Source organism: Caldimicrobium thiodismutans, assembly GCF_001548275.1.
Taxonomy (GTDB): Bacteria; Desulfobacterota; Thermodesulfobacteria; order Thermodesulfobacteriales; family Thermodesulfobacteriaceae; genus Caldimicrobium; species Caldimicrobium thiodismutans.
Genome location: NZ_AP014945.1, coordinates 1,231,226 through 1,256,967 on the forward strand (window position 1 = coordinate 1,231,226; position 25,742 = coordinate 1,256,967).

The window sequence follows — 25,742 nt, forward strand, 5'->3', positions numbered from 1 at the left end:
GTCGCACCTCCTAACTTTTGGTTTTTTATCAAATTATATATCAGATTTATTAAATGTCAATAGATATCTTCTGAGAATTTAAAGAGGTTAAACCAGAATATGAAGTCAGATCATATTGGATGGGTGTAATAGTGATAAATCCCTGTTTTAGAGCTACCACATCTGTTTCTTCATCTGTTTCTGTATGCTCCTCCGCTCCTTGCCAATAATATATTTTACCGTGAAGATCCAATCTTTTTTCAAAAAATTCCCTTAACTTAGCAGTAGACTGTCTTACAAATTTTACCCCTTTTATTTGATGTGGATTTAAATGAGGGATATTTACATTTAGACAAAATGGTCTTAGTAAAGAAAGATTATTTAACTTTTTGACCAATTTTCCAAGGAAATAGGCAGTAAAGCAATAATCAATATTTTCATAAGCATCAATGGATACCGCTATACCATTATAACCAAGAATTTTAGCCTCAGTTGCCGCTGAAACTGTCCCTGAATAAAGCACATTTATACCCACATTAGCACCCCGATTGATTCCTGAGATGACAAGGTCAACAGGCCCAATTAATTCATAGATGGCAAGTTTGACACAGTCTGCAGGAGTTCCTGAGACCGCATATCCCCAAAAGTATTTTCCTCTTCTTACTTCTCTTACCCTTAAGGGATAATGAATGGTTATAGCATGCCCTACAGCACTTCTCTCTACTTCTGGAGCTACAATATAAACCTCATGCTCTTCACTTAAGGTAAAATAAAGGCCACAAAGGCCATCTGCATAAATTCCATCATCATTTGTAAGAAGTATCTTCATATTTAAAAATCTTTAAACCGGGACTTAAAATGTAGTAGACACTGTTTCCTAAATTGACAATACTCCTTTGGATGCTTACAACCAATCTCAACAAGCACCCATTCTTTGTATTTTTCGCAATACAGTTTTTCCTCTTGTTTTTCTTTCTTTTCCATCTTTAACTCCTGTAACTGGCATTTATTTTTATATATTCCTCAGTAAGATCACAGGTCAAGAGCCAGTAACTCTGTTTCCCCTGCTTAAGTTTGATAGATAGCTCAACCTCCCCTTTAAAAAGTTCTTTTTTAAGAACCTCCTCATCATTCTGCAGGGTCAACTCTTTGATCCAGGGAAGACCATTTAAAAAAAGTTCTACCTCTTCGGGTTGAAAGGGAAGCCCTGTTTTTCCAAGGGCAGAAAAGATCCTCCCCCAATTAAGGTCCTCTCCATAAAAAGCGGTCTTAACAAGAGGTGACTCTGCCACAGCTCTTGCTAAAAGCTCAGCCTCCTCCTTGGTTCTTGTGCCCTTTACCACTACCTTTATCACCTTTGATGCCCCCTCTCCATCCTTAACTATCATGTAAGCGAGATCCTGTAAAACCTCTGTAAAGGCATGCGAAAATTCTTTCCAGTCTTCTATATGCTTTTTTCTGCTTGCAAGTGCATAAACTGTATCATTGGTGCTCATATCCCCATCAACAGTTATTCTGTTAAAACTCTCTTCCACACCCTTTTGAAGAAGTCTTTTCAAGTCCTCCTTTGAAAGGATGCCATCTGTTAAAATAAAAGCCAGCATAGTAGCCATATTTGGTGCAATCATACCTGCTCCTTTGGCTATACCCAGAATTGAAATTCCCTCCTTCGTCTTGCGGGAAGACAGTTTTGGGAAGGTGTCTGTGGTCATAATAGCATGAGCAAAGGCAAGATAATGGGATGGAGAAAGGTTATTTATAAGTTCAGGAAGTCTCGGCAAGATTCTTTCAAGAGGGAGTTGCTCCCCTATAACACCTGTTGAAGCAGGTAGAATCTCTTCCTTTCGTAAGGAAAGGATCTGGGAGAGCGCTCCTAAAAGTTCCTCTGCCCTTTTTATGCCTTCTATTCCCGTTGCTGCATTAGCAACACCACTATTAACTAAAATAGCCCTTGTGACTGGATTTTTGATATGACCCTTTCCCAGGATAACCGGAGCTGCCTTTACAGTGTTCTTTGTAAATACTCCCCAGGATATACCTTTATCTTGGCAAAAGATTAACCCAAGATCAAGACGATCCTTTTTTCTAATTCCAGAAGCTACTGCAGAAAACATAAATCCCTCGGGAATATACATCTTTTACTCCTCCTACGAATGGGGTTTAATAAGTAAAAGAAGGGCTGATATTAATAAAAATACATTTACAAGGTAATAATATACCCGATTACTCAACTTTCCATAAAGTTTTTGCCCAAAAAGCATACCTAAAAGTATTACAGGTAGATTTAGTATGTAAATTTTCAAGAGTTCAACGGTCAAATTTCCGGTCAAATAATGATTTATAGCAGCATTAAAGGCAGAAAAGGCAAAAATAAGCTGTAAAGTAGCCTTAAATAGGTTTTTATCAAAGCGCAAAAGGGTAAGATACATAACAATGGGAGGCCCTGGAGTATTTAATATACCAGCTAAGAATCCAACTAAAAGGGCAATCAAAAGGGCCTTAGGTCTTTTGAAAACCTCAGGGTCAATATTGTCAGTAAATTTGAGATGTTGATGATATTTAAGCTGATAAATCTCCCAAAGAAAAAATATAAAAATGGCTAAAAATAAAAGAATTCTTAGGCTATATTCGGAGGAAAGAGTAAAGCCTCTAACCCCAAGAAAAACCCCAAGTATTATTACTCCAAAAAATCTCAAGGGAATTTTAAGAATCCTTTTTTCCTGCAGGACAAATAACATAATTACATTTATGGTAAAAGAAAAAAGAGATAGAAGGGGAACCCCAAATTTTACTCCTTTTAAAAGGGCTATCAAAGGAAGGGCCATCAAAGCAAAGGCAAAGCCCACAAGTCCATGAACCAGGGCAGAAAGGAAAAAGATAAGGCTTAACAAAAGCGTCTCAGACATTACTTCAGGAAGACTGAAGCTCCTTGTGGGTAGAAATTATTTCTGAGAGGGTGAAAAAGGATTTAAGCTCATAGCCTCTTTCTTTTAAGGCCTCTTTGCCCCCTTCCTCTCTATCAACCAGGGCAATAACGCTGATAATGTTCAAATCTTCTTTCTCACAGGCCTCTATAGCCTTTAATAGGGAACCCCCTGTAGTTACCACATCTTCAACTAAAGCAATTTTCATACCTTTGCAGAAATTGCCCTCGAGCTGTTTCCCTGTTCCATATTTTTTGGGTTCTTTGCGAATTAAAATGCCTTCAAGAGCTCTCTCTTCAGAAAGAGCCGCTGACAAAATTCCACAAACAATGGGATCAGCCCCCATACTCATTCCTGCAACGCCTTCAATATCCGTATATCTCAACTCCTCCCAGAAAAGCTCTCCTATGAGCTGGTATGAGGGACCATAAAGGGTTATTTTCCGACAGTCAAGGTAATAGGGACTCTCTTTACCACTGGAAAGTTTAAAGGGTTTTTCAGGACTATAAAGTAAAGCCCTTTCAAGTAAATAGGGCATAATCTCATTTTTTAAGAAAAAAACATTGAAGGCTTTGACAATTTGATGCGCTGTATCAAATTCTCCCAGGAATTTCTTTATCTCAAGTTCAGCTATTTCAGGGGAAGGGGCATTATAAATTATGTAATTTCTAAGATGCTGGAAAGATTCCTGAGGAATACTCATGAATTTAATGGCAAAACCTTTATCTTTATCAATTCGGACCACCCTTCCTTTCATAAAAACCTTAATGGGCGGATCGGCATCTTTAAGTAAAAAAATAAGATCCACTTCATCTTTTAATTCAGGGAAATTATCAGGATTTGCTATATAAAGCCCACCAAAACTCAGATCCTTTACAACTCCAGAAAAGATGCCCTTAGGACAGACAAATTCTACCTTTTCTTCAAAGGGCAAACGAAAAAATTTTCTTTTTTCGCGCATAGAGATAGTTTAATAGATTTTTTAAAAAAACCAACTTACTTGTATAGATCCTGCTCTTTTGAAACTTTGCCAAAATTTACACTTTATACTTGCTATTTCAAAGTTCTGCTTTAAATTAATCTTTAAGTAAAAATTTTTCAATAGCAGGAGGTGCCCATGCTTAAAGAAGAAATGGAAAAAGCCCTTAATGAACAACTCAAATGGGAACTTTATTCTGCTTATTTATACTTAGCCATGTCTGCCTATTTTGAGGATCAAGGATTGGAGGGATTTGCTCACTGGATGAAATCTCAGACCGCAGAGGAAATGATGCATGCCATGAAGTTTTACAAGTTTATTGCAGAAAGAGATGGAAGGGTTGTCCTTGAAGAGATTCCCGCTCCACCTAAGGAATGGGAAAACTCTGAAGATGTCTTTGATTTTGCTTATAAACATGAACAAGAGGTTACTGCAAGGATTAATAAACTTATGAGTTTAGCAAAAAGGCTTGAAGACTATGCTACAGAAAATTTCCTCCAATGGTTTGTAGAGGAACAAGTAGAGGAAGAGGCATCTTTTAAGTCCATACTTTCTAAGCTCAGGCTTATTAAAAATGACCCACAGGCCCTATTTTATTTGGATAAAGAGCTTGGCCAGAGGCCCATTGATCTTAATCTCCTTATGACTCAGGTCTAAACTAAATATTATGAGGTATATATGGATATCCCTTTAAAAATTGGCAGATTTCAAAGGGAAAATCGCACCTTTTTTGGGATTCTCATCGGTGATAAAGTTCTGGATGTTTCTCAAGAGGAAAAGAGAGAGTATCCATTAAAGGAAGTAAGACCTCTTGCCCCAACGGTTCCCAGTAAAATTATAGGAGTGGGTCTTAATTATAGAGATCACGCAGAAGAGCTAAAGATGCCGATACCCAAGGAACCTTTGATCTTTCTTAAACCTGTTTCAGCCCTTATTGGGCCTGAGGATTATATCCTTCTTCCCCCTGAGAGTGCTGAGGTCCATTATGAAGGAGAACTGGCTGTAGTTATAGGAAAGGAAATCTATCGGCCTACGAGTTATAAAGAGGCGGAATCCGCTATCCTTGGCTATACCTGTTTTAACGATATAACAGCTCGGGATTTGCAACGCAAAGATGGGCAGTGGACAAGGGCAAAGAGCTTTAACACCTTTGCCCCCCTCGGCCCCTTTATTACCAAAAATCTTGATCCTGATGATCTTAATATTCAAACTCGTTTAAACGGAAAAATCGTCCAAAATTCTTCAACCCGAGAGCTTATTTTTAAACCCGCTGAGTTGGTCTACTTTATCTCAAATATTATGACCCTTCTTCCCGGAGATGTTATTGCAACGGGAACCCCTCCTGGGGTAGGAGCCCTTGGCTCTGGAGATACTGTTGAGGTTGAAATAAGTGGCATAGGTGTTTTAAGAAACTATGTGCAGGCTTTGATGTAAAGGAGAGGTGCTCATGCTTGAAGGTAAGGTAGTTGCCCTTTCAGTAAGTAAAGAAAAAGGAGTTCCTAAGGAAAATGTTGAAGAGGTCCGCATTATAGAGAACTTTGGGATTGAAGGAGATGCCCACGCTGGTCCATGGCATAGACAGGTGAGTTTCTTAGATATATCCACTCTTGAGTGGATGAAAACTTTGGTGGGAAGACCCCTTGCCTTCGGAGAGCTTGCTGAAAATGTGACTACCGATGTGGATCTAACCAGAGTTGAGGTAGGAGATCGGATTGAGGCTGGGACATGCCTCTTTGAGGTTACTCAGATCGGTAAAAAGTGTCACCATGGATGTGCTATTTTTCAAAGGGTGGGTAAATGCGAAATGCGTAATCGCGGGATCTTCACTAAGGTATTAAAGGGTGGAATCTTAAGAGTAGGGGATCCCTTAAAAATTATAAAAAGAGGGCCTCAAAATGGAAAAGAATAAGTTTATACCCAAACTTATTGCCTGGGAACTTACCAGAACCTGCAATCTTGATTGCATCCATTGCCGAGCATCAGCCTCTCAAGGCACCTATGAGGGAGAATTGAGCACAGAGGAGGTCTTCCGTATCCTTGAGGAGATAACAGAAGTTGGAAATCCCGTTATGATTCTCACAGGAGGGGAACCTCTCTTAAGAAAGGACTTACTCGAGATTACTGAGAAGGCTACCTCTCTTGGCTTAAAACCGGTGCTTGCCACCAATGGAACCCTTTTAACCAGGGAGATAGCTCTTGAACTTAAAAGGGCTGGAATCTCAAGGGTAAGCATAAGTCTGGATGGGGCAGATTCATCTGCCCATGATAATTTTAGAAAAATGCCCGGGGCTTTTGAGGGAGCCTTAAGGGGGATTCAAATTTTAAAAGAAGCAGGCCTCCCCTTTCAGATAAATACGACAATTACCGCTGTAAATGCTGAAGAGCTCCCTAAGGTGCACGAGCTTGCTAAGAAGCTGGGAGCAGTAGCCCATCATATCTTTTTACTCGTGCCTGTTGGAAGGGGAAAGGAACTTACAGAGGAAGCTCTCACTCCGGAAAGATATGAAGCTTTGCTTAACTGGTTTTATGAACAAAGGGAAAAATCTCCTTTGCATCTTAAGGCAACCTGTGCCCCTCATTATTACCGTATCATGAGGGAAAGAGCACGGGCAGAAGGCAAAGAAGTCACCTATGAGACCTTTGGTCTTGATGCAGTAACTCGCGGCTGTTTAGCTGGAGTAGGTTTTTGCTTTATCTCTCATAGAGGGATTGTGCAGACCTGTGGATATTTAGAGGTCCCCTGTGGTGACTTAAGAAAAAACACCTTTAAAGAGGTCTGGGAAGGTTCTGAAGTCTTTAATAAACTCAGAGACTTTAGCCTCTACAAAGGCAAGTGCGGAAAATGTGAATACATCAGGGTCTGTGGAGGATGCCGGGCCAGAGCCTATGAATTAACAGGAGATTACTTAGAAGAAGAACCCCTCTGCACCTATCAGCCTAAGAAAGCCTCCCTATTAAATCAAAAACAAGTGTAGCTAATTTTTCCTTGGAAAGGTTTTTGAATTCCTCCTGAAATACCGGGCCAAGAATAAGATAATCTGAGGTGTCTGCCCCTGCAGTCTCAAGGGGATTGGCTATGAGAAGATTAAAGTCCTTTTCAGCTTTTTTACTCAGGGCATAAGTTAATAATTTTTCCCTTTCTTCTAAGGCAAAGCCAATGGTAATTTGTTTATCTTTAATTTTTGAAAGACCTTTGGCAATATCTGGTGTTAGCTCAAGCTCAAGGGTAAGGGGCTCTCTTTTTTTGAGTTTACCGGTATGCGAGCTTTTGGGTTTAAAATCACAGGGAGCTCCAGCAAAAATACCTATATCCACCTCTGGGAAAATAGCTCTTGCCTGATCAAACATCTCCTGAGTAGTAAGAGTAGTTATGATTTTAGGATAGGGAATATCTGAAAAATAATTCAATTTAGGAAGCTCATAGGGAAACTCTTTATGCCCCCAGAGGAGAAAGACCTCCGCTCCTCGGAAATAGGCCTCTTTAACTAAAAGATAAGCGGTTTTACCTGAGGAGGCATTAGTGATAAAACGAACCTCATCAATATATTCTCGGGTTGGACCACCTGTAATAAGGACTTTTTTCCCAAAAAAATCCTTAGGTTTAAAGTGGGCCTTGATAACTTCAAGGATTTCTAAAGGTTCAGGGAGCCTTCCTTTTCCTATCTCACCACAGGCAAGCTCCCCTTCAGCAGGCTCATAGATAAGATACCCGTAAGACCTTAAAACCTTTAAATTTTCTTGAGTAGCTGGATGCTCAAGCATGACTGTGTTCATAGAGGGGAAGAGATACACAGGGGCCCTTGTTGCTAAAAGTAGGGCAAGGAGAAGTTCACTGGCCTGACCACATCTTAATTTAGAAAGAAAAGAGGCAGTAGCAGGTAAAATTAATATGGCCTCAGCCCAATTAGCTAATTCAATATGTGGCATTGAGCCTGCAGAGAAAAAATCACTATTAGTATAGGTCTTCTCACCGGTCAAAGCAGAAAATAAGAGGGGACGGGCAAATTCTTCTGCCCCGGTGGAGAGAACTGCCTTAACCTGAGCACCTTCCTTTTTTAAGAGACGAATAACCTCACAGGCCTTATAAAGAGCGATTCCACCAGTTATTCCTATAAGGATTTTATGCTTACTTAACACTGGTTATAAAAACAATAATACGCAGCTCTGTTTGGTACCAGCTTTCAGAAATGCTTATAAAGGCCTGTCCATCAGGTCTTTTAAAGGCTAAAAAGGTGGTTTTAGAGGTAAAACTTCCAATCTCCTGCCAACCATTAGCCTTCATCTGAACTCTGTAAAATTCAACTAAAGCAGAGGCCTTGTAATTACCTTTAAACACAAGCATTCCTGTAAGTATTCCCCCAGTTTTAAGAATAGCGCTTTCGGAAGGTTGATAGTTTAGTCCTTTTAAGACAGGCACATTGGGAACAGGATAGGAAATTTCTTCTTTGACCTCAATCTTTTCAGGGGTAGTTACCTCCACTTTTTCCTGGGCTAAGAGAGGTGAAATAAGTAGAAAGGTCAAAAATAAACTTATGAAAACCCTTCTCATAATCTCCTCCTGATGTTTTTTTTATATTATAGTCACAATTAACCCTTTGTCAAACTTTCGAATTGCCCCCAAAGTTGCCGATAGAAGTTCCAAAATTTAGATACTATCCTGCTTTTGGTCTTCTTTTGCTCTTTCAGTCAACCATTGAGAAAATTTTTATGCTCTTTTACCGGTCTTTTACAATGTTTTATCTCATCTAATCAGCCTCTACCCCTTTAAGCTTCTCAATTTTGCCTGTTTTAAAAAACACTACCCCCTCCTATTCCTTCCATCTCAATCTCAGCTCTTTGTTATTTATCCCTTTTATCCTGATAATTCTGCATGCCTGAGCCTTATCTTTTTGTAATATATCTTCATACACAGCTTCCGGGCATGTTTTACTACCTTGCCAGCTACCTCTATTATCTCCCTCAACTCTTCTATGTGCCTGCCACCTCCTATAAGCATCAGTAATATAGGCTCTATATAATGCCATGCCTTGTATCCCCTGTTTGAACCAGGCTCTGGCATATGCCTCTCTATGACATCCTTTATCCCAAAGGACCTTAAAAACTCTGACCAGATGGCTACTGGGTGATATTATATCATCCAGAAATCTAAATACAAAAGGAGGCTTTTGGATTTTTGATTGTTTCTATCGGCAAATTAGGGAGATATGGAATTATACAAAAATTTGCAAGATAGGGATTTGTGGTTATAATTTAAAGAGAGGCTATTTTAGGGGGGTTTATGCAAACTCAAGCCATAGAAGATCCAAGAGAGATTGAGAAGGAGATGGATCAAACTTCTGTGATTTCGCTGGGTGATATATATAGAGCCCTTAAGGCACATCCTCAGTGGGCATTAGAGTTGAGGAGGGTGCTTTTATCTGCGGATTTACTTGAACTTCCAGCAAGATTTGAAGAATTTGCAAAAGAGGTAAAGGAACAATTTAAAAAGATTGATGAAAGATTTGAACAAGTTGATAAGAGATTTGAACAAGTTGAGGAGCGTTTAGATAGACTTGAGAAGGATGTTGAGGAATTAAAGAGGGATGTAGCCCAGCTTAAAATTGATGTTGCAGATCTTAAGGGAGATAACTTTGAGCGTAAAGTCAGAGAAAGGGCTCATGCCTATTTTGGGAGATTTTTTCTTAAGGTAAAGGTTATTCCAGGGGAGACCTGGCTTGAGGTTCTTGATGAAGCAGTTTCTCAGGGGATTATTACCTGGGAAGAGAGGAATTATGCTCTTGATCTGGATGTGCTTATCAGGTGCAGGAAAAAGGAAGAGCCAAGGGAGCTTCTTTTAGCAGTTGAAGCTTCAGTTTCAGCCTATGAGAAGGATGCAGAAAGGGCCTTAAAGAGGGCAGAAATTTTTTTTAAGGTCTTTCAGATGGAAACTATCCCTGTGGTTATAGCTCAAGAGATTCCTTCTGAGTTTGAAAAAAAATTTTCAATGGTAGTTTTTATTAATGTATCAAAGAGATAAGCCCTGTTCTTTTTTAATCCTTTGATCCACCACATATAATTGAATTGAACTTAAAAAGGGGCCTTCAAAAATTGCCCTGAAGCTGAGATCCTTCCGTTTGCTTTTTTTTGCCTTTTTTGTTGGGTATTATCAAATTTACCTTGGGCATCATTTTCTTCGAATTGCCTCATTAAAAACCTATTTGAAAATTTATCGTTGCCTCATATAAAAAATCTCAGCTCCTCTATTTAACCTTCACGAAAAAACTATCTATTTCACCCTTCTTGAATTTACGAGCTTAGTTCTTTCGCAAAGCTTTTTTCAAAGAAAAGAGTAGGTGGAAAGGTAAAGGAGCTTTGCAGAAAGATAAGGAGATATCAGAAAATGCTTGAGAAAGCATATTTAGAGAAAAAATGGAATTATTTTCGGGAAAAAATTGATAATAAAAAGGAGGGAGAGGTAAAATAATTTCCTTTAGAAAATTAAATGATGCATTACGCTAAGAAGATTGCACTAATTGGAGCTTAGCTAAAGGGTCATAAGTTCATATTCTTACAAGAAAAAAGGAAGAGGATAAAAAAGGGGAAAGATGAGAGGAGAAGTAGTAGAAAAAATCCTCATGAGTCACAAAAGATATGGACTTATACACTTGCTTGACATTGAAAAAAAATAGTTTATTTTAGTTTAAAATCTGAATCAAGAGGGGCGGATAGCTCAGGGGGAGAGCATCGGCCTTACAAGCCGGGGGTCAGAGGTTCAAATCCTCTTCCGCCCATTTACTAAAGTTTCAGCCCCTGTAGCTCAGCAGGATAGAGCGTGAGATTCCTAATCTCAAGGTCGCAGGTTCGAATCCTGCCAGGGGCGTAAGTTTTTCAGTTAAATTCTTTTCAATAACTAAAAATCTTAAGCCTAACAAATTTGTCTGATATAAAAAAACGAAATTGTCATAATCCTTCAATACATAATCTCTATAACTTTGGTAAATCTTGAATTTGGACTTTAAAGAAATTGGCATATTTTTTGATAATGTATATTTGGGTCTTGACTTTTTTAAAGAATTGACTAAAAATAAAAAAAACCTAAATGAGGAGGTGGAATTATGAAGAAGTTAGTAGCTCTTTTAATTGGTGGTGCCTTTGTAGTTTCAGCTTCATCTGTTTTTGCGGTTGAGTCCTGTGTAAAGTGCCACAAGACCATGGACAAAGTGGCTGAAAACATCAAGAAGAGCGGGGCTAAGTCTGCGGATGAGCTTGTTGACTTTTTGAGAAACAAGTCTGCCAAAAAGGCCCTTCACAAATCTGTAAAGGATGAAGACATCAAGAAGGCCTTTGCTGAAGCTGGAAAAAAGTAAAAAATCCTAAAAGGAGGTGAAAATTATGAAAAAATTAGTTGCCCTTTTAACTGGAGTTACCTTTCTTTTTGGTGCAGCTGGTTTAACCTTGGCTTCTGAAAAGAAAGACGCAAAGAAGGATAATGCCACTCAGAACGCAACCAAAAAAGAAGCACCCAAAGGCAAGAAAAAAGTAGAGGGTTGCTAAATCCTTAGGGGGCTTCAAAGCCCCCTTTTTGCTTTTTAAACCACTTATTTATACTCTCATCTTTTAAGTGGTCAATTTGAAATCTCTTTTTGTGTCTGCTCACAAATAAAAAAAATTTTTGATCGAAACCCTTTATCCTTTTTCAGGGCGTTATAAAATTCAAAAAAAATGTTTTCAATCTGTGCATCGGTGTTAAAATATCCCTTATCAAATATCTAATTTAAGGAGGTGTCCTATGAAGGTTTATTACGAAGGAGATGCTGATCTTTCTATTTTAAAAGACAAGGTTATTGCAGTGATTGGTTATGGAAGCCAGGGGCATGCTCATGCCCTTAATCTTAGGGATTCAGGTTTAAATGTTCTTGTAGGTCTTAAACCTGGGGGGCCAAGCTGGGAAAGAGCTAAAAAGGACGGGTTTGAACCCCTCCTTCCCAAAGAGGCCTGTAGCCAAGCAGATCTCATTATGATCCTTGTCCCAGACCAGACTCAGGCCTCTCTCTATAAAGAGTGTATTGAGCCGGTGTTAAAACCTGGGAAAATGCTTCTTTTTGCTCATGGGTTTAATATTCACTTTGGCCAGATTGTGCCTCCTCAGGATGTTGATGTGGCTATGGTTGCCCCCAAGGGACCAGGGCATCTTGTCAGAAGAGAGTTTGAGAGAGGAGCTGGAGTTCCCTGTCTTGTGGCTATTCATCAGGATGCTACAGGATCTGCTCTGCCTCGGGCTTTAGCTTACGCCAAAGGAATTGGAGGGGCAAGAGCTGGTATAATTGAAACCACCTTTAAAGAAGAGACAGAAACGGATCTTTTCGGAGAACAGGTTGTCCTCTGTGGTGGGGTTTCTGCTCTTATTAAGGCTGGTTTTGAAACCTTGGTTGAAGCAGGCTATCAACCTGAAATTGCCTACTTTGAGTGTTTACATGAGCTAAAACTTATTGTTGACCTCATTTATGAGGGTGGCCTTGCCTTCATGAGATACTCTATAAGTGATACCGCTGAATATGGTGATCTAACCAGAGGACCAAGGATTATAACCGATGCGGTAAGGGCGGAAATGAAAAAGATCCTTAAGGAAATTCAAAATGGTGAATTTGCAAGAGAATGGATCCTTGAAAACCAGGCGGGAAGACCAGTTCTTAACTCTCTCCGGAAAAAAGAGGCTGAACATCCAATTGAAGAGGTAGGCAAAAAATTAAGAGCTATGATGCCCTGGCTTAAGAAAAAATAAGTTTATCCTACCTCCCTCAAGGTCTCTCTCAGGGCCTTGAGGGTTATCTCTATTTCCTTTTCACTATGAGCAAGACTAACAAACCAGGCTTCAAACTGAGAAGGTGGTAGATAGATACCCCTTTTAAGCATCCCCTGCCAAAAGCTTGCAAACCTTTCAGTATCACAAGAAAGGGCAGATTGAAAATCCGTAACCTCTTTATCTGTGAAGAAAAGGGTAAGCATAGATGAGCATCTCACCACTTGATAGGGAAGAGAAAGTTCTTTAAGAATTTCCCTTATTCCTTCTTCAAGGGCTTGGGTAAGATTTTCAAGTCTTGCATAGGCACCAGGTTTTTTCAGCTCTTTAAGGGTAGCCAATCCAGCTGAAACGGCAATGGGATTTCCTGAAAGAGTGCCAGCCTGATAGACTGGACCCTCTGGAGCTATTAGAGACATAATATCAGCCTTACCCCCATAAGCCCCCACTGGAAGCCCTCCCCCTATAATCTTTCCAAGACAGGTTAAATCAGGTTTTATTCCAAAATGTCCTTGTGCTCCTCCAAGACCAAGTCTAAAGCCAGTTATGACTTCGTCGAAAATAAGAAGGGCTCCATATTTTTGGGTAATATCCCTTAAAAATTGAAGAAACCCCTCCTTAGGAGGGACAACTCCCATATTAGCAGGCACTGGTTCAAGAATAACACAGGCAATCTCAGAGCCATACTTCTCAAAGGCTTCTGTCACTTTCTCTTGATCATTAAAGGGAAGACTTATGGTATGTGTAGTAAGCTCATCTGGAACTCCGGGGCTTGAGGGAATGCCAAAGGTTGCAAGCCCTGAACCAGCTTTAACAAGCAGGGAATCTGAGTGGCCATGATAACAGCCGTCAAATTTGACTATCTTTTTTCTGCCTGTAAAGGCCCGAGCAAGCCTCAGGGCACTCATTGTAGCCTCGGTTCCTGAATTCACAAGTCGCACCTTTTCCATTGAGGGGATACACTCTCGAATAAGCTCTGCCATCTCCACTTCAAGCCAGGTAGGTGCTCCAAAGCTTGTTCCCCTTTTACTTGCAAAATAGACCTCCGCAATCACATTGGGATGAGCATGCCCCAGAATAAGAGGCCCCCAAGAGGCCACATAATCAATATAGCGATTACCATCCGCATCAATTAAATATGCTCCTTCTCCTCTTTCAAAAAAGACAGGATTACTTTTTACAGCCTTACAGGCACGCACCGGGCTGTTTACTCCCCCTGGGATAATCTTTTGAGCCTTTTCAAAGAAAAGTTCTGACCTTAGTCTTCCCATTTTATCTTCCTCCTGCAATTTTTTGTTTATAATAAAAGCATGTCTCCTTTGCTAATAAAAAAAACGAGGGACAAGAACTCCATATCACTTAGGCTTAAAAGATCCAAAATGAGTCTGTCCCTCAACTCCCCATTTAGAAGGTTTAAGCTAAAAGCCATCGCCACACAGGAGGATGGAGTAGGGGACAACCTTAATTCTATTCCCATCAAATATTTAATAGAAGGATTAATAATTCCGAGGTGCTTTGCCATGTCTAACATTTTACCTTTCCCTATTTTCTAATAGTTGACTCCCTTCGGATAAGGTATTCAAGATGACAAAGTTTTTCAAGAATCAGAGTATAATTTACAGCCTCCTCCAAGGACTCACCCCAAGTAAGAAGGCCATGCCTACAGAGTATAACAATACGATTGTTCATGCAGAGGTTTGAGGCAAATTCCCAGAGTTTGGGGCTTCCTGCTGGAAAAGGTGGAAGCATTGAGAGATGTTTTAGAATTAATTTTGCCTCAAAGTGATAGAATTCTTTAAAATTAAACCCAAGGGCCTCTAAGGTTAAGACATAAAGGGGATGGGTATGCACAACTGCTTTAGCCCGTAAATTTTTTGAATAAATTTTATAATGAAGCCCCCATTCAGAAGAAGGGCATCCCCAAAGACACTCTCCCTTATGATTAATATAACTCAAATCCTTAGGAGAAAGGGTCTCTTTTATTTTCCCTGAGGGGGTAATAAAAAAACCCTCATCAGCCCTTACTGAAAGATTCCCCTCTGAGCCTGAGATTAAACCCTTTTCAGAAAGATATTTTGTCCAGAAAAGGAGTTCTCCTTGAAGATTTTTCATACTCTAATCTTTTGCACGAGGTCAATGTGTTTTAAAGCCCAATCAACCGTCCTTTTTAGTCCCTCCTCTAAGGATACCTCAGGCTGCCAGGAAAGCAAGTTTTTAGCCTTTTCAATCTCAGCCCAGGTAATTTTTACATCTGCCTTATGGAAATCAAGATATACCCTTTGAGCTTTTTTTTGCAAATACCTTTCCAGTATCTCTATTACCTCGTTTATGGAGACAGGATTCCTTCCTCCTCCGAGATTAATAATTTCATATCCTAAAGGTTTTAGAGCCAGAATAGTTCCTCTGGCAATATCATCAATATAGGTAAAGTCTCTGGCCTGAGTTCCATCCCCGTAAATCTCTATGGGTTTCCCCTCATAGATCCATTTAATAAATCTAAAAATACTCATATCGGGCCTTCCTGCAGGGCCATAAACAGTAAAATATCTCACCACTGATATATCCAAACCGTAAAGATGATGAAAGGTATAGCTTAAAAGTTCAGAGGCCTTTTTAGTTGCCGCATAGGGTGAAAGAGGGGTATCCACCTTGAGGTCTTCATGATAGGGAGGCCTTTGTCCAGCATAAATTGAAGAGGTTGAGGCAAGCACCATCTTGGAGACACCAAAATCCCTCATCAAGGTTAAAAGATTTAATGTTGCTGTAATGTTACTATCCACATAAATCCAGGGATTTTCAAGGCTTTGACGAACACCAGCTCTTGCAGCAAGATGAATCACTGCCTCAATGGGATAAAGCTCAAAAAGAAGCCTGAGGGCGGTAAAATTACAAAGATCTAAACGATGAAATTTAAAATTTGGAAACCTTTTTAACCCGTGCAGTCTCCATTCCTTTAAGGCTGGATCATAGGCAGAATTAATCTCATCTACCCCTAAAACATTATGTCCCTCCTTAAGTAAAAATTCACTGACCCGCCAACCAATGAAACCCGCAGCTCCTGTTACAAGATAATATTTCATCTTCGTCTCCTCCTGCAATTTTTGTTTATAATATAAGCATGTCCTCTTTGCAAAAAATCTCTTCTATCCATACCCAAAAAATCTTTTTCCTTGAAAGCTAAATTGAAGAACTCTCCGTTCTTCTTGACGAAGAAAATCAAAAATGGTCTCCTAATGAAACCGATATTCTCTCCTCTATAAAGGGAGTTTCCAAAGACCTTGCTAATAGATTTATTGCCGAGATAAGATATATTAAAAAGTTTTGAGAGCCTGCTAAAAAGATTATCAAATATGCAGGGCTTGATCCTGTTATTAAACAACCTGGTAAATGGAAGAGTAAAAGAATTAACAATTCCGGGGTGATCTGCCATGGATAAAATTTTTACCTTACCCTATTTTCTGATAGTTAGTTGTCTCCTTAGAGATTAAATTGCTTTTTAAGATATTCACAAAGTTCAAAGGTTAAGGTTACTTCTTCCTCAAGAGAATTCTGCAAAAATATAAGGTTTGCAGGGCCTAAAAATTCAGAGAGTTCTCTACAAAAAAAATTTCGACAAAAAAGAGGGGTTAATTTAAGGACACAACCCCTTTCACCTAAAAAAAGACAATCCCTATCTGAGTTCTTAGGAAAGGAAAAGATCTTATTTTCAAGGTGAAATAGGTAAAGATTTAGAAAGAATTCCTCTTGGCTGAGTTTCCACTCCAGGCCCTCACCACAACATCTTATACCCTTCTTTGCACAAGCCGCACAAAAGGCAAAGGACCCCTTTTCCAGAAAGGCCTTTTTACTTTTCTCCAAGGCAAAGGCAAGTTCCTCAACCTTTTTTCTCAAATAGGTATCCCTCTGCCAAAGAGGGATAAGCACTGGTTCAAAAAACTCTCTAAGTCTTTGAAAGTAAAATAAAGCTTCCCTCATTTTACAGGACTGCCCTTGATCTGATTCATCACAAAACCTGTTAAAATCTTGGGATAAAAATAGGTTGACTTATGGGGCATAAGCTTTCTTTTTGAAGCTATTTTTTTAAGAATTTCAGCTGAAACTCTGGGAAAAAGGACACCTATTTTTTCTTTTTGGGTTTTTTTAAAGACTTCCTCTTCCTGGGCATAAAAATCAACTTTTCCTTGTTCTTTTAATGTGGCCTCCTTAACTCCCAAGGTTACTTCAAGGAGTTGTAAGAAATTATAAAGAGGAAGAGCTGAAAGTTCCGGTTCTTTGGCTTTTATTTGGGAAAAAAGATTAGACTTCAACTTATAGACCTTCAAGGTCTCTCCGTCAAATAGGGCGAAGCAGTCCCCCTTACCGTAAAGCTCAAATTTTAAGGTATTCCATTCAGAGGAAATAGTTTCCTCTACAACTTCCCCCATCTCGCTTATTCCCTTCAAAAGGCTCTCCCTTTCCTTGAGAGACAATTTATAGATACGATGTGTAGGAAGCATTAGAAGATTTTCATCCTCAAAGGGGCTTAAATACATGGCCATGTATTGATAATCTCTCCCTTCCTCTTTTCCGTAAAGGGATTCCATGTAGGCCTTATATTTCAGGGCTGTTGTATAGCGATGATGACCATCAGCAATAAAAAGATTTTTGTCCTTTAAAAAGGCAGAAACTTTATTTATGATATTTACATCTTGAATTTTAGCCAGTCTTTGAGTTTCTCCTTCCTGAACTACCTCTCCAAAAAGCTCAGCATTGTGCGAAAGGTTCTTCAAGGTCTCCAAGGTGGGATCCTCATAAAGACTATAGATCTGACTAAACTGGAATCCTGTAGCTTTTAAAAGCTTGAAGCGATCTTCTGTTACCTTAGCATAGACCTTTTCATGGGGGAGTATGATTCCCTCTTCAAAGGGATAGAGTTTCACAAGTAAGATTAAGCCCTTTCTTAAATAGGCCTTACCTTCATAATTAAAGGCTAATTCATGATAATAGAGAGTTGGCTTTCCATTTTGGACAAAAATATTTTCTTCTATGAATCTTTTTAAAAGGGAACTGGCCTCTTCAAAATCTTCCGCAAGCTCAAGGTGAAAGATATTATAAGGACTCTTTTTTTTATATTCAGCAACTTCTTCAGAAGTGACTACATCGTAAGGTGGGGCAAGAACCTCCGAAAGTCTTACCTTTTCAAGATTGTATAACCAGCCGCAAAAAGGAAGACACTCAGGCATTTAATCTTCAATGAAGGTGTAATGTTTTCTAATAGGTTCCTTGATGTCCCAGACACAGGAGAGCCCTTTGGGAAAGGTAACTAAATCACCTTTTTTTATATCGATCTTTTGTCCATCTGGAAGCTCAACAATAACTCTTCCTTCAAGGAAGTAACACATCTCTGTTTCACCATAATACCAGTCAAAGCGAGATATCTCTTTAGTCCAGATAGGCCAGGTCTCAACCTTTAAGGCTGAAAGCCTTTCTTTATCAGGACTTTCAATCTTAACCTCCATAAGAAACCCCTGTCCTAAATTTTCCCTAAGTTTAGCAAAACTTTTCAAAAATACAAGAAAAATATATGGGGCCCTATCTTTTGAGATTTTTAGCTTACCTTTTTGGCAGATAAACCTGCGCTTCATTTTATCATTAACTATAAAGCCTCCCCTGTATAAATTTGTAAATCCTTTAGTTGGGCTAATATTTATTTGTCCAACCCTTTGATTGCAATCTGTAGTAAGTGGGCGAGTTTCAACATTAATGCAGGTGCAGCCAAAGGGAGCATTTCCTTTAGAAGTTGAGCAAATTTTGAAATTATTTGTAGGGGTTCACGATTTTAAACCCCTACATTGGTTATCCTTTATAAAAATAACACCTTTTCCTCAATTAAGGAAATTTCTTTGTTCCATACTTTTCAAGTTTTTTACCTTTCCTTTTTCTTGTAAGGATCTGAACTTATGCAGGAAAAAAGAAGAATCCTTTAAAACTCTTACTTTTAGTTGTAAAAATTTAAAATTAAGGTATGGTAAGGATTTAAAATACCTTGGAAAGGAGAGGAAGAGTATGCGTTTAGAGGTTGAAGAGAGAAGTTCTGTTGAGAAACTCTTAAACATTGAGGTTCCCCCAGAAGAGGTGAATAAAATTATAGAGGAGGTTACTGCTGAGGTCAGGAAAAGGGCCAAACTTAAAGGATTTAGAGAGGGTAAGGCTCCAGTTTATCTGGTAAAAAAGCTCTTCAAAGAGGAGATTGAAGAAAAGGGCATTGAGCGAATCATTCAAAAGACCTTGCCTTCTGCCCTTGAAGAAAAAAAGCTTGAGCCTTTACTTCGTCCTCGGGTGGAAAGTATAGATCGTCTCTCCGAAGGCGCACCCTTTAAATATAGCGTGCTTGTAGAAATTAGACCCTCCTTTGAGCTCAAAAAGGAAGACTATCTTGGTCTTGAAATAGAAAGAGAAAAGGATGAGGTTAGTAACGAAGAAGTGGAAAAGATGCTTGAAGAGCTTAGATACTCCTTTTCCGAATTAAAAAAGGTAGATGAGCCTATAGAAGAGAGATTTGCAGCAGTAATCGCCTTTTCTGCTTTTGATGGGGACAACCTTATTCCAGGTCATCAAGCTGAAGCTCTTTTCATTGATGTGGGAACGGGAGAGTTTAATGAAAAGGTTGAGAAAGAACTTATCGGTAAAAAACCAGGGGATAAATTAACTGTAGAGGTTGAATATCCTGAGTCTGCCCTTAATCCTTTACTTGCAGGAAAAAAGGTTCGTTATGAAATTGAGGTAAAGGAAGTTTACAAAAGAGACCTTCAGGAATTAACCGATTCCTTTGTTCAGACCTTGAATTTAGGTATAGATTCAGTAGAAAAACTCAAAGAGACCATAAAAGAAAGACTCCTTAAAGACAAGAGTAGAAAAAATGAAAATCAATATCGGGAAAAACTTATGGAAAAAATTCTGGAAAAGGTGGATTTTACTGTTCCCCAAAGATATGTTGAGATCAAATTTCATCAATTAGTTGAAAATTTAAGGGAATCCTTAGAAAGAGAAGGACTAAGTTTTGACAAGATGACCCTTTCTCCGGAAAAGCTTAGAGAAAGACTTTATCCTGTAGCTGAAAAGCTCTCCAAGGAGGAGATAATCCTTGACAAAATTGCTGAATTAGAGGGGATTGAAATTAGTGATGAAGAGATTCAAAGGCAACTTCAGGTCATTCAACAGGGGCTACAGGTTCCCCTTGAAGAGGCAAGCAGGATTGTTTATTATAATATTTTACCAAAAATGTTAGCTGAAAGGGTTATGAAATTTCTTGTGGAAAATTCTAAACCTGTATACAAGGAGAATTAATTTTATGAGTTATTATGTCCCTATAGTTATTGAGCAGACTGGGAGAACCGAGAGAGCCTATGATATCTATTCAAGACTTCTCAAAGAGCGCATTATCTTTCTTGGAACCCCTATAGATGAAAAAGTGGCTAATTTAGTTGTGGCTCAGCTTCTTTTTTTAGAAGCTGAAGACCCTGAAAAGGATATCATGATTTATCTCAATTCTCCAGGAGGGCTTGTTACCGCTGGGCTTGCTATTTATGATACCATGCAATACATAAAACCTGATGTGTGCACTATTTGTGTTGGTCAGGCAGCCAGCATGGCTGCGGTGTTGCTTGCTGCTGGAACAAAAGGCAAAAGATATGCCCTAAAACACTCTCGAATCATGCTTCATCAACCCATGGGGGCCTTTCAAGGGCAAGCTACAGATGTAGAAATTCAGGCTAAGGAAATCCTTCGCCTCCGGGAAGTTTTAAATAATATCCTTTCTCACCACACAGGCCAGGATAAAGAAAAGATTAGATTAGACACAGAGAGAGATTTTTATATGTCAGCTGATGAGGCCTTAGAATATGGCCTCATTGATAAAATCTTAGTTGAAAGAGAGGTAAAATAAGATGACTAAGGGAGAACCAAAATGTTCCTTTTGTGGAAAAGGGCAAGGAGAAGTCCTAAAACTCATTGCTGGCTCTTCTGCTTGTATCTGTAATGAGTGTGTTGAACTTTGTAATGAGATTCTTGAGGAAGAATACGAAAAGTCTGAAATTACTCCTGAAGATACCGGACTTCCCAAACCTTCAGAAATCAAGGCCTACCTTGACCAATATGTTATCGGCCAGGAAAGAGCCAAAAAAATTCTATCTGTAGCAGTTTATAATCACTATAAGAGGATTGAAAAGGAAAAAATTGTCAAGAGAAAAAGGAATGATGTGGAGATCCAAAAAACTAATATTCTCCTTGTAGGCCCAACGGGGTCCGGAAAAACTCTCTTAGCTCAAACCTTAGCCCGTTTTTTAGAGGTTCCCTTTACTATTGCAGATGCCACTCCTCTGACTGAGGCAGGTTATGTAGGAGAAGATGTAGAAAATATACTTCTCTACCTTCTTCAGGCTGCTAATTTTGACATAGAACTTGCTCAAAAGGGTATTGTTTACATAGATGAGATTGATAAAATTGCCAGAAAAAGTGATAGCCCTTCTATTACCCGAGATGTCTCGGGAGAAGGTGTCCAGCAAGCTCTTTTAAAGATTCTTGAGGGAACTATAGCCAATATTCCTCCCAAAGGGGGAAGAAAGCATCCTCATCAGGAATACATTCGTATGGATACAACTAATATCCTTTTTATCTGTGGAGGAGCCTTTGTGGGGCTTGAAGAAATCATTAAAAAAAGGTTGGGAAAGGGCTCGATTGGATTTGGAGCTGAAATAAAAAATACCAAAGATCTTACCCTTGGAGAAGTTCTTTCCTGCATTCAGCCTGAAGACCTTATTAAATTTGGATTTATCCCTGAATTTGTAGGAAGAATTCCTGTAGTGGCAACCCTTGAAGAACTCAAAGTGGATGATCTTGTTAGGATCCTTGTAGAGCCCAAAAACTCAGTCCTTAAACAATACCAAAAGCTTATGGAAATGGAAGATGTGGAACTTAAGTTTACAGAGGAAGCCTTAAGGGCCATTGCAGAGGAAGCTTATAGAAGAAAGACTGGTGCAAGAGGCCTAAGATCCATTCTTGAAGAAGTTATGATTGATGTTATGTATGAGATTCCCTCCTTGAGAGATGTAAAAGAATGTGTGATTACTAAAGAGGTTGTCTTGAAAAAAGAAAGACCCATCTTAATTTTTAATAGTAAAAAGAAAATCAAGGAGGGATAACTCAGATATGAGGAAAAAAGTTGAACCTAAGGAAGGCTTAATGAGTCTTCCCCTTTTACCTTTAAGGGAGATTGTAATTTTTCCTAACACTGCTGTGCCCCTTTTCATTGGGAGGGCAAAAAGCATTCAGGCTATTGAATCTGCTTACAGAAATAATAAACTCCTTTTTCTATCTGCACAGAAGGATCCCAAAAAGGATAATCCTGATGAAGAAGATATATTCAAAGTTGGAACTCTTTGCAAAATAGTTCAACTCTTGAAGCTTCCAGATGGTTCTTTAAAGATTTTGGTTGAAGGGCTTAACCGTGGAAGAATTGTAAGATTTATTCCCAATCCAGATTATTTTCAAGTGGAAATTGAGATTAAGACTGAGGTCCTGGAGTCTGATGTAGAGACTCTGGCCCTTTTTAAGCTCTGTAAAGAGGCCTTTGAAGAGTATGCCCAGTTTAATAAAAAGCTCAATCCTGAAACAGTTTCAGCCCTTCTTCAAGTAGAAGACTCCGCTGAACTTGCAGATAGAATGGCAGCCCTTCTTCCTCTCTCCCTTGAACAAAAACAGAAGCTCCTTGAAATAGTAAGTGTCAAAAAGAGGCTTGAGAATCTTCTTCAATTTCTTAGAGGTGAGCTTGAGGTTATTAAAACAGAAGCCCGTATTCGTGAGCGTGTCAAGAAGCAGATGGAAAAGCACCAAAGAGATTACTACCTCCAGGAGCAAATGAAGGCCATTCAGAAGGAACTCGGGGAAAGAGAAGATGGTAAAAGTGAGCTTAATGAGCTTGAAAATCGTATTAAAAAGAAAAAGCTCCCCAAGAATGTCTCAGCTGTAGTTTGGAAAGAGTTTAAAAAACTAAGTCTTATGTCACCTATGTCTGCTGAGGCAACGGTGGTTAGAAATTACATAGACTGGATCCTTAGTCTTCCCTGGTATGAGAAGACCAAAGATGTAATTGACCTTGTAAAGACAGAAGAACTCTTAAATAAAGAACATTATGGTCTTGAAAAACCCAAACAGAGAATTATTGAACATTTAGCGGTTCAGAAACTTGTTGATAAAATTAAGGGGCCTATCCTTTGCTTTGTCGGTCCTCCTGGAGTTGGAAAGACCTCTCTTGCCAGATCTATAGCCAAGGCTCTGGGCAGAAATTTTGTAAGGATCTCCTTAGGTGGAGTGAGAGACGAGGCAGAGATCAGAGGACACAGACGGACCTATGTAGGTGCTCTTCCTGGAAAAATCATTCAGGGAATGAAAAAGGCAGGCAGTATTAATCCTGTCTTTTGTTTGGATGAGGTGGATAAGATTGGGACGGATTTTCGTGGAGACCCAGCAGCAGCCCTTCTTGAGGTTCTTGATCCCGAACAAAACCACTCTTTTCAGGATCACTATCTTGAACTTGAATATGATCTCTCTCAGGTCTTATTTATTACCACAGCCAATACCCTTTATACCATTCCTGCCCCGCTTTTAGATAGAATGGAGATTATTGAACTTCCTGGATACACAGAGGAGGAAAAACTTGAAATTGCAAGGAACTATCTTATTCCAAGACAGCTTGAGACGCATGGTTTAAAACCTGAATGGCTACCTTTAAAGGATAGAGTTCTTCTTGAACTTATTCGGCGTTATACCCGTGAGGCAGGAGTAAGAAATCTGGAAAGAGAGATTGCCACAATTTGTAGAAAGGTAGCTAAGGAGGTGGCTAAAGATCCTCATACCTTCAAGCCTTTTAAAATTAATATGTCTGTTCTTGAAAAATTTCTCGGTGTGCCCAGATATAGATATGGACTTGCAGAGGAAAAATCTCAGGTGGGTATTGCAACCGGTCTTGCCTGGACCGAAACGGGTGGGGCCTTACTTCAGATTGAAGCAGTAATTATGCCAGGAACAGGAAATCTCAAGATTACAGGAAAGCTCGGTGAGGTAATGCAGGAATCAGTTCAGGCAGCGATGAGTTATGTGAGATCAAGAGCCCTTCAACTTGGTCTCCCCCTTGACTTTTACAAAAAGGTTGACATCCATGTGCATGTGCCTGAAGGGGCTATCCCGAAAGATGGGCCAAGTGCTGGAATAACCATTGCTACAGCCATAGTTTCTGCCCTGATGAAGATTCCTGTGAAAAATACTGTGGCTATGACCGGAGAGATTACTCTTAGAGGAAGAATTCTTCCCATTGGAGGTCTAAAAGAAAAACTTCTGGCTGCAGTAAGGGGTGGTATAAAGACAGTGATTATCCCTAAGGAAAATGAAAAGGATTTAAAGGAAATTAATCCCAAGGTTTTAAAGGGTCTTGAGATTGAGCTTGTGGAAAGTATGGATGAGGTTCTAAAGATAGCCCTTGAGGTTGAAAATCCTGATGCCCTCTTTAAAGAAACGCCCTATCTTGATGTTTGGGAACTTGTTAGTCTTGAAGAAAAGGTCGGAAAAGAAAATTTTCAGATAGAGCACTAAATATCCAAAAGAGGAGGCAAAGGCCTCCTCTTTTCAAAAATTTTAATTATTTATTAAAATCCTTAATTAATCTTATTAAAAATTTTTATTTGACTTTTCCTAAATATTCTGTATAAAAAGTTAAAAAATTTTTAATAAAAGGAGGGGCTTATGTTTAAAGAGCGATGGTATGTATGGCTTTTAACATTTTTGTTTCTTTTTATGCCTTTGACTCTTCAAGCTTCAAAGGTTAGCAAGAAGGCTAAAACTGTTGATGAATTGATTGCCATGTATGATTCATCCGAGTGTTTAAATTGCCATGCTGATATTGCAGATCAATGGCAAAAAAGTTTACACGCAAGATCCATCTTTGGCACAGGAAGGACTATTGCAACAATTTTTACCACTTACAATGTGGGGCTTAAAAATTTTCCACATGCCGGGGTAAAAGACATCAAGGATGTAAAAGTTGAACACCTTATGCTTTGTGCCAAATGCCATTTACCTCAACTTAAGGATGCTGAAGATAGTGTAGCTCAAGAAATTTTGAAATTAGCTGTTGATTACATGCAAGGAGATGAAAAGACCTCTGAAAAAGCCAAAGAAAAACTTGAAAAGCTAAATATTAACTGCCTTATCTGTCATCAGAGAAACGCCGTGATCCACAAATGGGTTGATGGTTATCCTCAGAAAGATACTGTTTATGGTTCAAAAAATGTTGAACACCCCTTTGGGAAAATGCCCAAAATCAAGGCCTTAGATACCATGAAGGAGTCCATCTTCTGTGGACAATGCCATGGTCTTGGACCTAATTTAGAGTTAGATGAGCCATCTCAGTGTGCAACCCTTTATGGCTATTATCTCTGGAGTTATGCAGCCAAAGGAGGGGCTAAGACCTGTCAGGATTGCCACATGAGAGAAAGTGGACTGGGACACAATATTCAGGCCTATAGAGACAAAAAGATGCAAGAGATGGCTGTAGATTTCCATACCTATGCCAGACCTATTTACTGGAGGGATGGTGCAGTAATAAAGCCTATGATTTATGCTCAGGTGGAAATTAAAAACAAAACTGGACATGCTATTCCTGATGGCTGACCAACTCCCAACAGGCTGGTCCTGGAAGTGACCGCCAAAACTCCAGATGGAAAGGTGGTTTATCATGATAGTAAAATTTATATGCCAGTTCCCCAACAACTTGGAAGGCTTGACCGCATGGGAAGAGGACCATATGATAAATCAGGCATCCTTGTGGACTGGGCCTTACATCCCCTTGAGGAAAAGAAAGAGGATTATAGAATCCTTGTGCCTGCTAAAGAGGGGAAACCAGAATCTTTGGAATATATAGTAGAATTTGAGCTCTGGTATCACCCCTTTGGAAAGAAAGATGATTATTCTCAGCTCTGGAGAAAGACTACCCAAAAGATCAAATTTACAAGTAAAGAACCTTATTAAGAGGTAATTTGTAAAGGGGGGG

General features: G+C 39.3%; 28 protein-coding genes and 2 tRNA genes. 15 read left to right on the forward strand and 15 right to left on the reverse strand.

The genetic code is table 11. The features are described 5' to 3' along the window. Positions 1–49 precede the first annotated feature (49 nt). Genes surE through pyrE form a run of 5 tightly spaced genes read right to left on the reverse strand, consistent with a single transcriptional unit; the run spans position 50 to position 3,864 of the window. Entirely contained in the window at positions 50–808 is a 759-nt protein-coding gene (gene surE, locus THC_RS06100) for a 5'/3'-nucleotidase SurE (RefSeq protein WP_068514811.1), read from the reverse strand. Positions 809–810: 2 nt separating this feature from the next. Next, positions 811–963, reverse strand: a complete 153-nt coding sequence (locus THC_RS09430; protein ID WP_153303651.1) for a hypothetical protein — start codon at positions 961–963, stop codon at positions 811–813. A gap of 2 nt (positions 964–965) precedes the next feature. Further along, positions 966–2,114: a bifunctional glutamate N-acetyltransferase/amino-acid acetyltransferase ArgJ gene (argJ, locus tag THC_RS06105; RefSeq protein WP_068514814.1), complete on the reverse strand. Its 1,149-nt coding sequence runs from the start codon at positions 2,112–2,114 to the stop codon at positions 966–968. 12 nt (positions 2,115–2,126) lie between these two features. Further along, positions 2,127–2,885 (reverse strand): sulfite exporter TauE/SafE family protein, encoded by a 759-nt coding sequence (locus tag THC_RS06110; RefSeq protein WP_068514817.1) that lies wholly within the window; start codon positions 2,883–2,885, stop codon positions 2,127–2,129. Positions 2,886–2,889: 4 nt separating this feature from the next. Beyond that, complete coding sequence (pyrE, locus tag THC_RS06115; RefSeq protein ID WP_068514820.1) at positions 2,890–3,864, reverse strand: orotate phosphoribosyltransferase; 975 nt, start codon at positions 3,862–3,864, stop codon at positions 2,890–2,892. A gap of 156 nt (positions 3,865–4,020) precedes the next feature. Here pyrE and THC_RS06120 point away from each other — a divergent pair, with 156 nt between their 5' ends. The 4 genes from THC_RS06120 to ahbD are packed head-to-tail and all read left to right on the forward strand — an operon-like array spanning position 4,021 to position 6,857. Continuing rightward, positions 4,021–4,539 carry a ferritin gene (locus tag THC_RS06120; protein ID WP_068514825.1) on the forward strand — a complete coding sequence of 173 codons (519 nt, stop codon included), beginning with the start codon at positions 4,021–4,023 and terminating at the stop codon, positions 4,537–4,539. Between the two features lie 21 nt (positions 4,540–4,560). Beyond that, positions 4,561–5,316 carry a fumarylacetoacetate hydrolase family protein gene (locus THC_RS06125; RefSeq protein ID WP_068514828.1) on the forward strand — a complete coding sequence of 252 codons (756 nt, stop codon included), beginning with the start codon at positions 4,561–4,563 and terminating at the stop codon, positions 5,314–5,316. A gap of 13 nt (positions 5,317–5,329) precedes the next feature. Next, positions 5,330–5,791: an MOSC domain-containing protein gene (locus THC_RS06130; RefSeq protein ID WP_068514831.1), complete on the forward strand. Its 462-nt coding sequence runs from the start codon at positions 5,330–5,332 to the stop codon at positions 5,789–5,791. After that, positions 5,778–6,857 carry a heme b synthase gene (ahbD, locus tag THC_RS06135; RefSeq protein ID WP_068514833.1) on the forward strand — a complete coding sequence of 360 codons (1,080 nt, stop codon included), beginning with the start codon at positions 5,778–5,780 and terminating at the stop codon, positions 6,855–6,857. Before THC_RS06130 ends, ahbD begins: the two co-directional genes overlap by 14 nt. Here the strand turns inward: ahbD and coaBC are convergent. The 3 genes from coaBC to THC_RS06150 all read right to left on the reverse strand — a co-directional run bounded on the left by coaBC (position 6,820) and on the right by THC_RS06150 (position 8,941). Beyond that, positions 6,820–8,019: a bifunctional phosphopantothenoylcysteine decarboxylase/phosphopantothenate--cysteine ligase CoaBC gene (coaBC, locus tag THC_RS06140; protein ID WP_068514836.1), complete on the reverse strand. Its 1,200-nt coding sequence runs from the start codon at positions 8,017–8,019 to the stop codon at positions 6,820–6,822. The genes ahbD and coaBC overlap by 38 nt on opposite strands. Then, positions 8,009–8,431: a hypothetical protein gene (locus THC_RS06145; RefSeq protein WP_068514840.1), complete on the reverse strand. Its 423-nt coding sequence runs from the start codon at positions 8,429–8,431 to the stop codon at positions 8,009–8,011. The genes coaBC and THC_RS06145 overlap by 11 nt, the downstream gene beginning before the upstream one ends. 303 nt (positions 8,432–8,734) lie before the next feature. Beyond that, entirely contained in the window at positions 8,735–8,941 is a 207-nt protein-coding gene (locus tag THC_RS06150; protein WP_148638836.1) for a hypothetical protein, read from the reverse strand. 219 nt (positions 8,942–9,160) lie between these two features. Between THC_RS06150 and THC_RS06155 the strand changes: the two genes are divergently transcribed. From THC_RS06155 to ilvC, 6 genes are all read left to right on the forward strand, one after another. Then, a complete protein-coding gene (locus THC_RS06155) occupies positions 9,161–9,898 on the forward strand; it encodes a hypothetical protein (RefSeq protein ID WP_068514845.1) in 738 nt (245 codons plus the stop codon). A 682-nt stretch (positions 9,899–10,580) separates the two neighbouring features. After that, positions 10,581–10,652 (forward strand) — tRNA-Val (locus tag THC_RS06160). Between the two features lie 15 nt (positions 10,653–10,667). Next, positions 10,668–10,741 (forward strand) — tRNA-Arg (locus THC_RS06165). 235 nt (positions 10,742–10,976) lie between these two features. Beyond that, entirely contained in the window at positions 10,977–11,228 is a 252-nt protein-coding gene (locus THC_RS06170) for a hypothetical protein (RefSeq protein WP_068514847.1), read from the forward strand. Positions 11,229–11,253: 25 nt separating this feature from the next. Further along, positions 11,254–11,415 (forward strand): hypothetical protein, encoded by a 162-nt coding sequence (locus THC_RS09435; RefSeq protein WP_153303652.1) that lies wholly within the window; start codon positions 11,254–11,256, stop codon positions 11,413–11,415. A gap of 235 nt (positions 11,416–11,650) precedes the next feature. Next, positions 11,651–12,643, forward strand: a complete 993-nt coding sequence (gene ilvC, locus THC_RS06175; RefSeq protein WP_068514851.1) for a ketol-acid reductoisomerase — start codon at positions 11,651–11,653, stop codon at positions 12,641–12,643. A 2-nt stretch (positions 12,644–12,645) separates the two neighbouring features. On the opposite strand, the gene hemL is transcribed toward ilvC, so the two are convergent. The 7 genes from hemL to THC_RS06215 form a co-directional block, all read right to left on the reverse strand. Then, a complete protein-coding gene (gene hemL, locus THC_RS06180) occupies positions 12,646–13,932 on the reverse strand; it encodes a glutamate-1-semialdehyde 2,1-aminomutase (protein ID WP_068514854.1) in 1,287 nt (428 codons plus the stop codon). A gap of 271 nt (positions 13,933–14,203) precedes the next feature. Beyond that, positions 14,204–14,773, reverse strand: a complete 570-nt coding sequence (locus THC_RS06190; RefSeq protein WP_068514860.1) for a class II aldolase/adducin family protein — start codon at positions 14,771–14,773, stop codon at positions 14,204–14,206. Next, positions 14,770–15,741, reverse strand: a complete 972-nt coding sequence (locus tag THC_RS06195) for an NAD-dependent epimerase/dehydratase family protein (RefSeq protein ID WP_068514863.1) — start codon at positions 15,739–15,741, stop codon at positions 14,770–14,772. Before THC_RS06195 ends, THC_RS06190 begins: the two co-directional genes overlap by 4 nt. Then, positions 15,738–16,091 carry a hypothetical protein gene (locus THC_RS06200; RefSeq protein ID WP_068514865.1) on the reverse strand — a complete coding sequence of 118 codons (354 nt, stop codon included), beginning with the start codon at positions 16,089–16,091 and terminating at the stop codon, positions 15,738–15,740. The genes THC_RS06195 and THC_RS06200 overlap by 4 nt, the downstream gene beginning before the upstream one ends. A gap of 47 nt (positions 16,092–16,138) precedes the next feature. Beyond that, positions 16,139–16,636 carry a hypothetical protein gene (locus tag THC_RS06205; protein WP_068514870.1) on the reverse strand — a complete coding sequence of 166 codons (498 nt, stop codon included), beginning with the start codon at positions 16,634–16,636 and terminating at the stop codon, positions 16,139–16,141. After that, positions 16,633–17,883 carry a DUF1015 family protein gene (locus tag THC_RS06210; RefSeq protein ID WP_068514873.1) on the reverse strand — a complete coding sequence of 417 codons (1,251 nt, stop codon included), beginning with the start codon at positions 17,881–17,883 and terminating at the stop codon, positions 16,633–16,635. The genes THC_RS06205 and THC_RS06210 overlap by 4 nt, the downstream gene beginning before the upstream one ends. Beyond that, positions 17,884–18,159 carry a cupin domain-containing protein gene (locus THC_RS06215; protein ID WP_068516693.1) on the reverse strand — a complete coding sequence of 92 codons (276 nt, stop codon included), beginning with the start codon at positions 18,157–18,159 and terminating at the stop codon, positions 17,884–17,886. A gap of 547 nt (positions 18,160–18,706) precedes the next feature. On the opposite strand from THC_RS06215, the gene tig reads away from it, so the two are divergent. The 5 genes from tig (at position 18,707) to extKL (ending at position 25,720) form a co-directional block, all read left to right on the forward strand. Then, the gene (gene tig / locus THC_RS06220) at positions 18,707–19,987 is read left to right on the forward strand and encodes a trigger factor (RefSeq protein WP_068516695.1); all 1,281 of its coding nucleotides are present in this window, start codon (positions 18,707–18,709) and stop codon (positions 19,985–19,987) included. Between the two features lie 4 nt (positions 19,988–19,991). Further along, positions 19,992–20,585, forward strand: a complete 594-nt coding sequence (clpP, locus tag THC_RS06225; protein ID WP_068514876.1) for an ATP-dependent Clp endopeptidase proteolytic subunit ClpP — start codon at positions 19,992–19,994, stop codon at positions 20,583–20,585. 1 nt (position 20,586) lies between these two features. Then, positions 20,587–21,840 carry an ATP-dependent Clp protease ATP-binding subunit ClpX gene (gene clpX, locus THC_RS06230; RefSeq protein ID WP_068514879.1) on the forward strand — a complete coding sequence of 418 codons (1,254 nt, stop codon included), beginning with the start codon at positions 20,587–20,589 and terminating at the stop codon, positions 21,838–21,840. Positions 21,841–21,847: 7 nt separating this feature from the next. Next, the gene (lon, locus tag THC_RS06235; RefSeq protein ID WP_068514881.1) at positions 21,848–24,286 is read left to right on the forward strand and encodes an endopeptidase La; all 2,439 of its coding nucleotides are present in this window, start codon (positions 21,848–21,850) and stop codon (positions 24,284–24,286) included. 150 nt (positions 24,287–24,436) lie between these two features. Then, complete coding sequence (gene extKL, locus THC_RS06240; RefSeq protein WP_269447032.1) at positions 24,437–25,720, forward strand: multiheme c-type cytochrome (seleno)protein ExtKL; 1,284 nt, start codon at positions 24,437–24,439, stop codon at positions 25,718–25,720. The last annotated feature ends 22 nt before the right edge of the window (positions 25,721–25,742 follow it).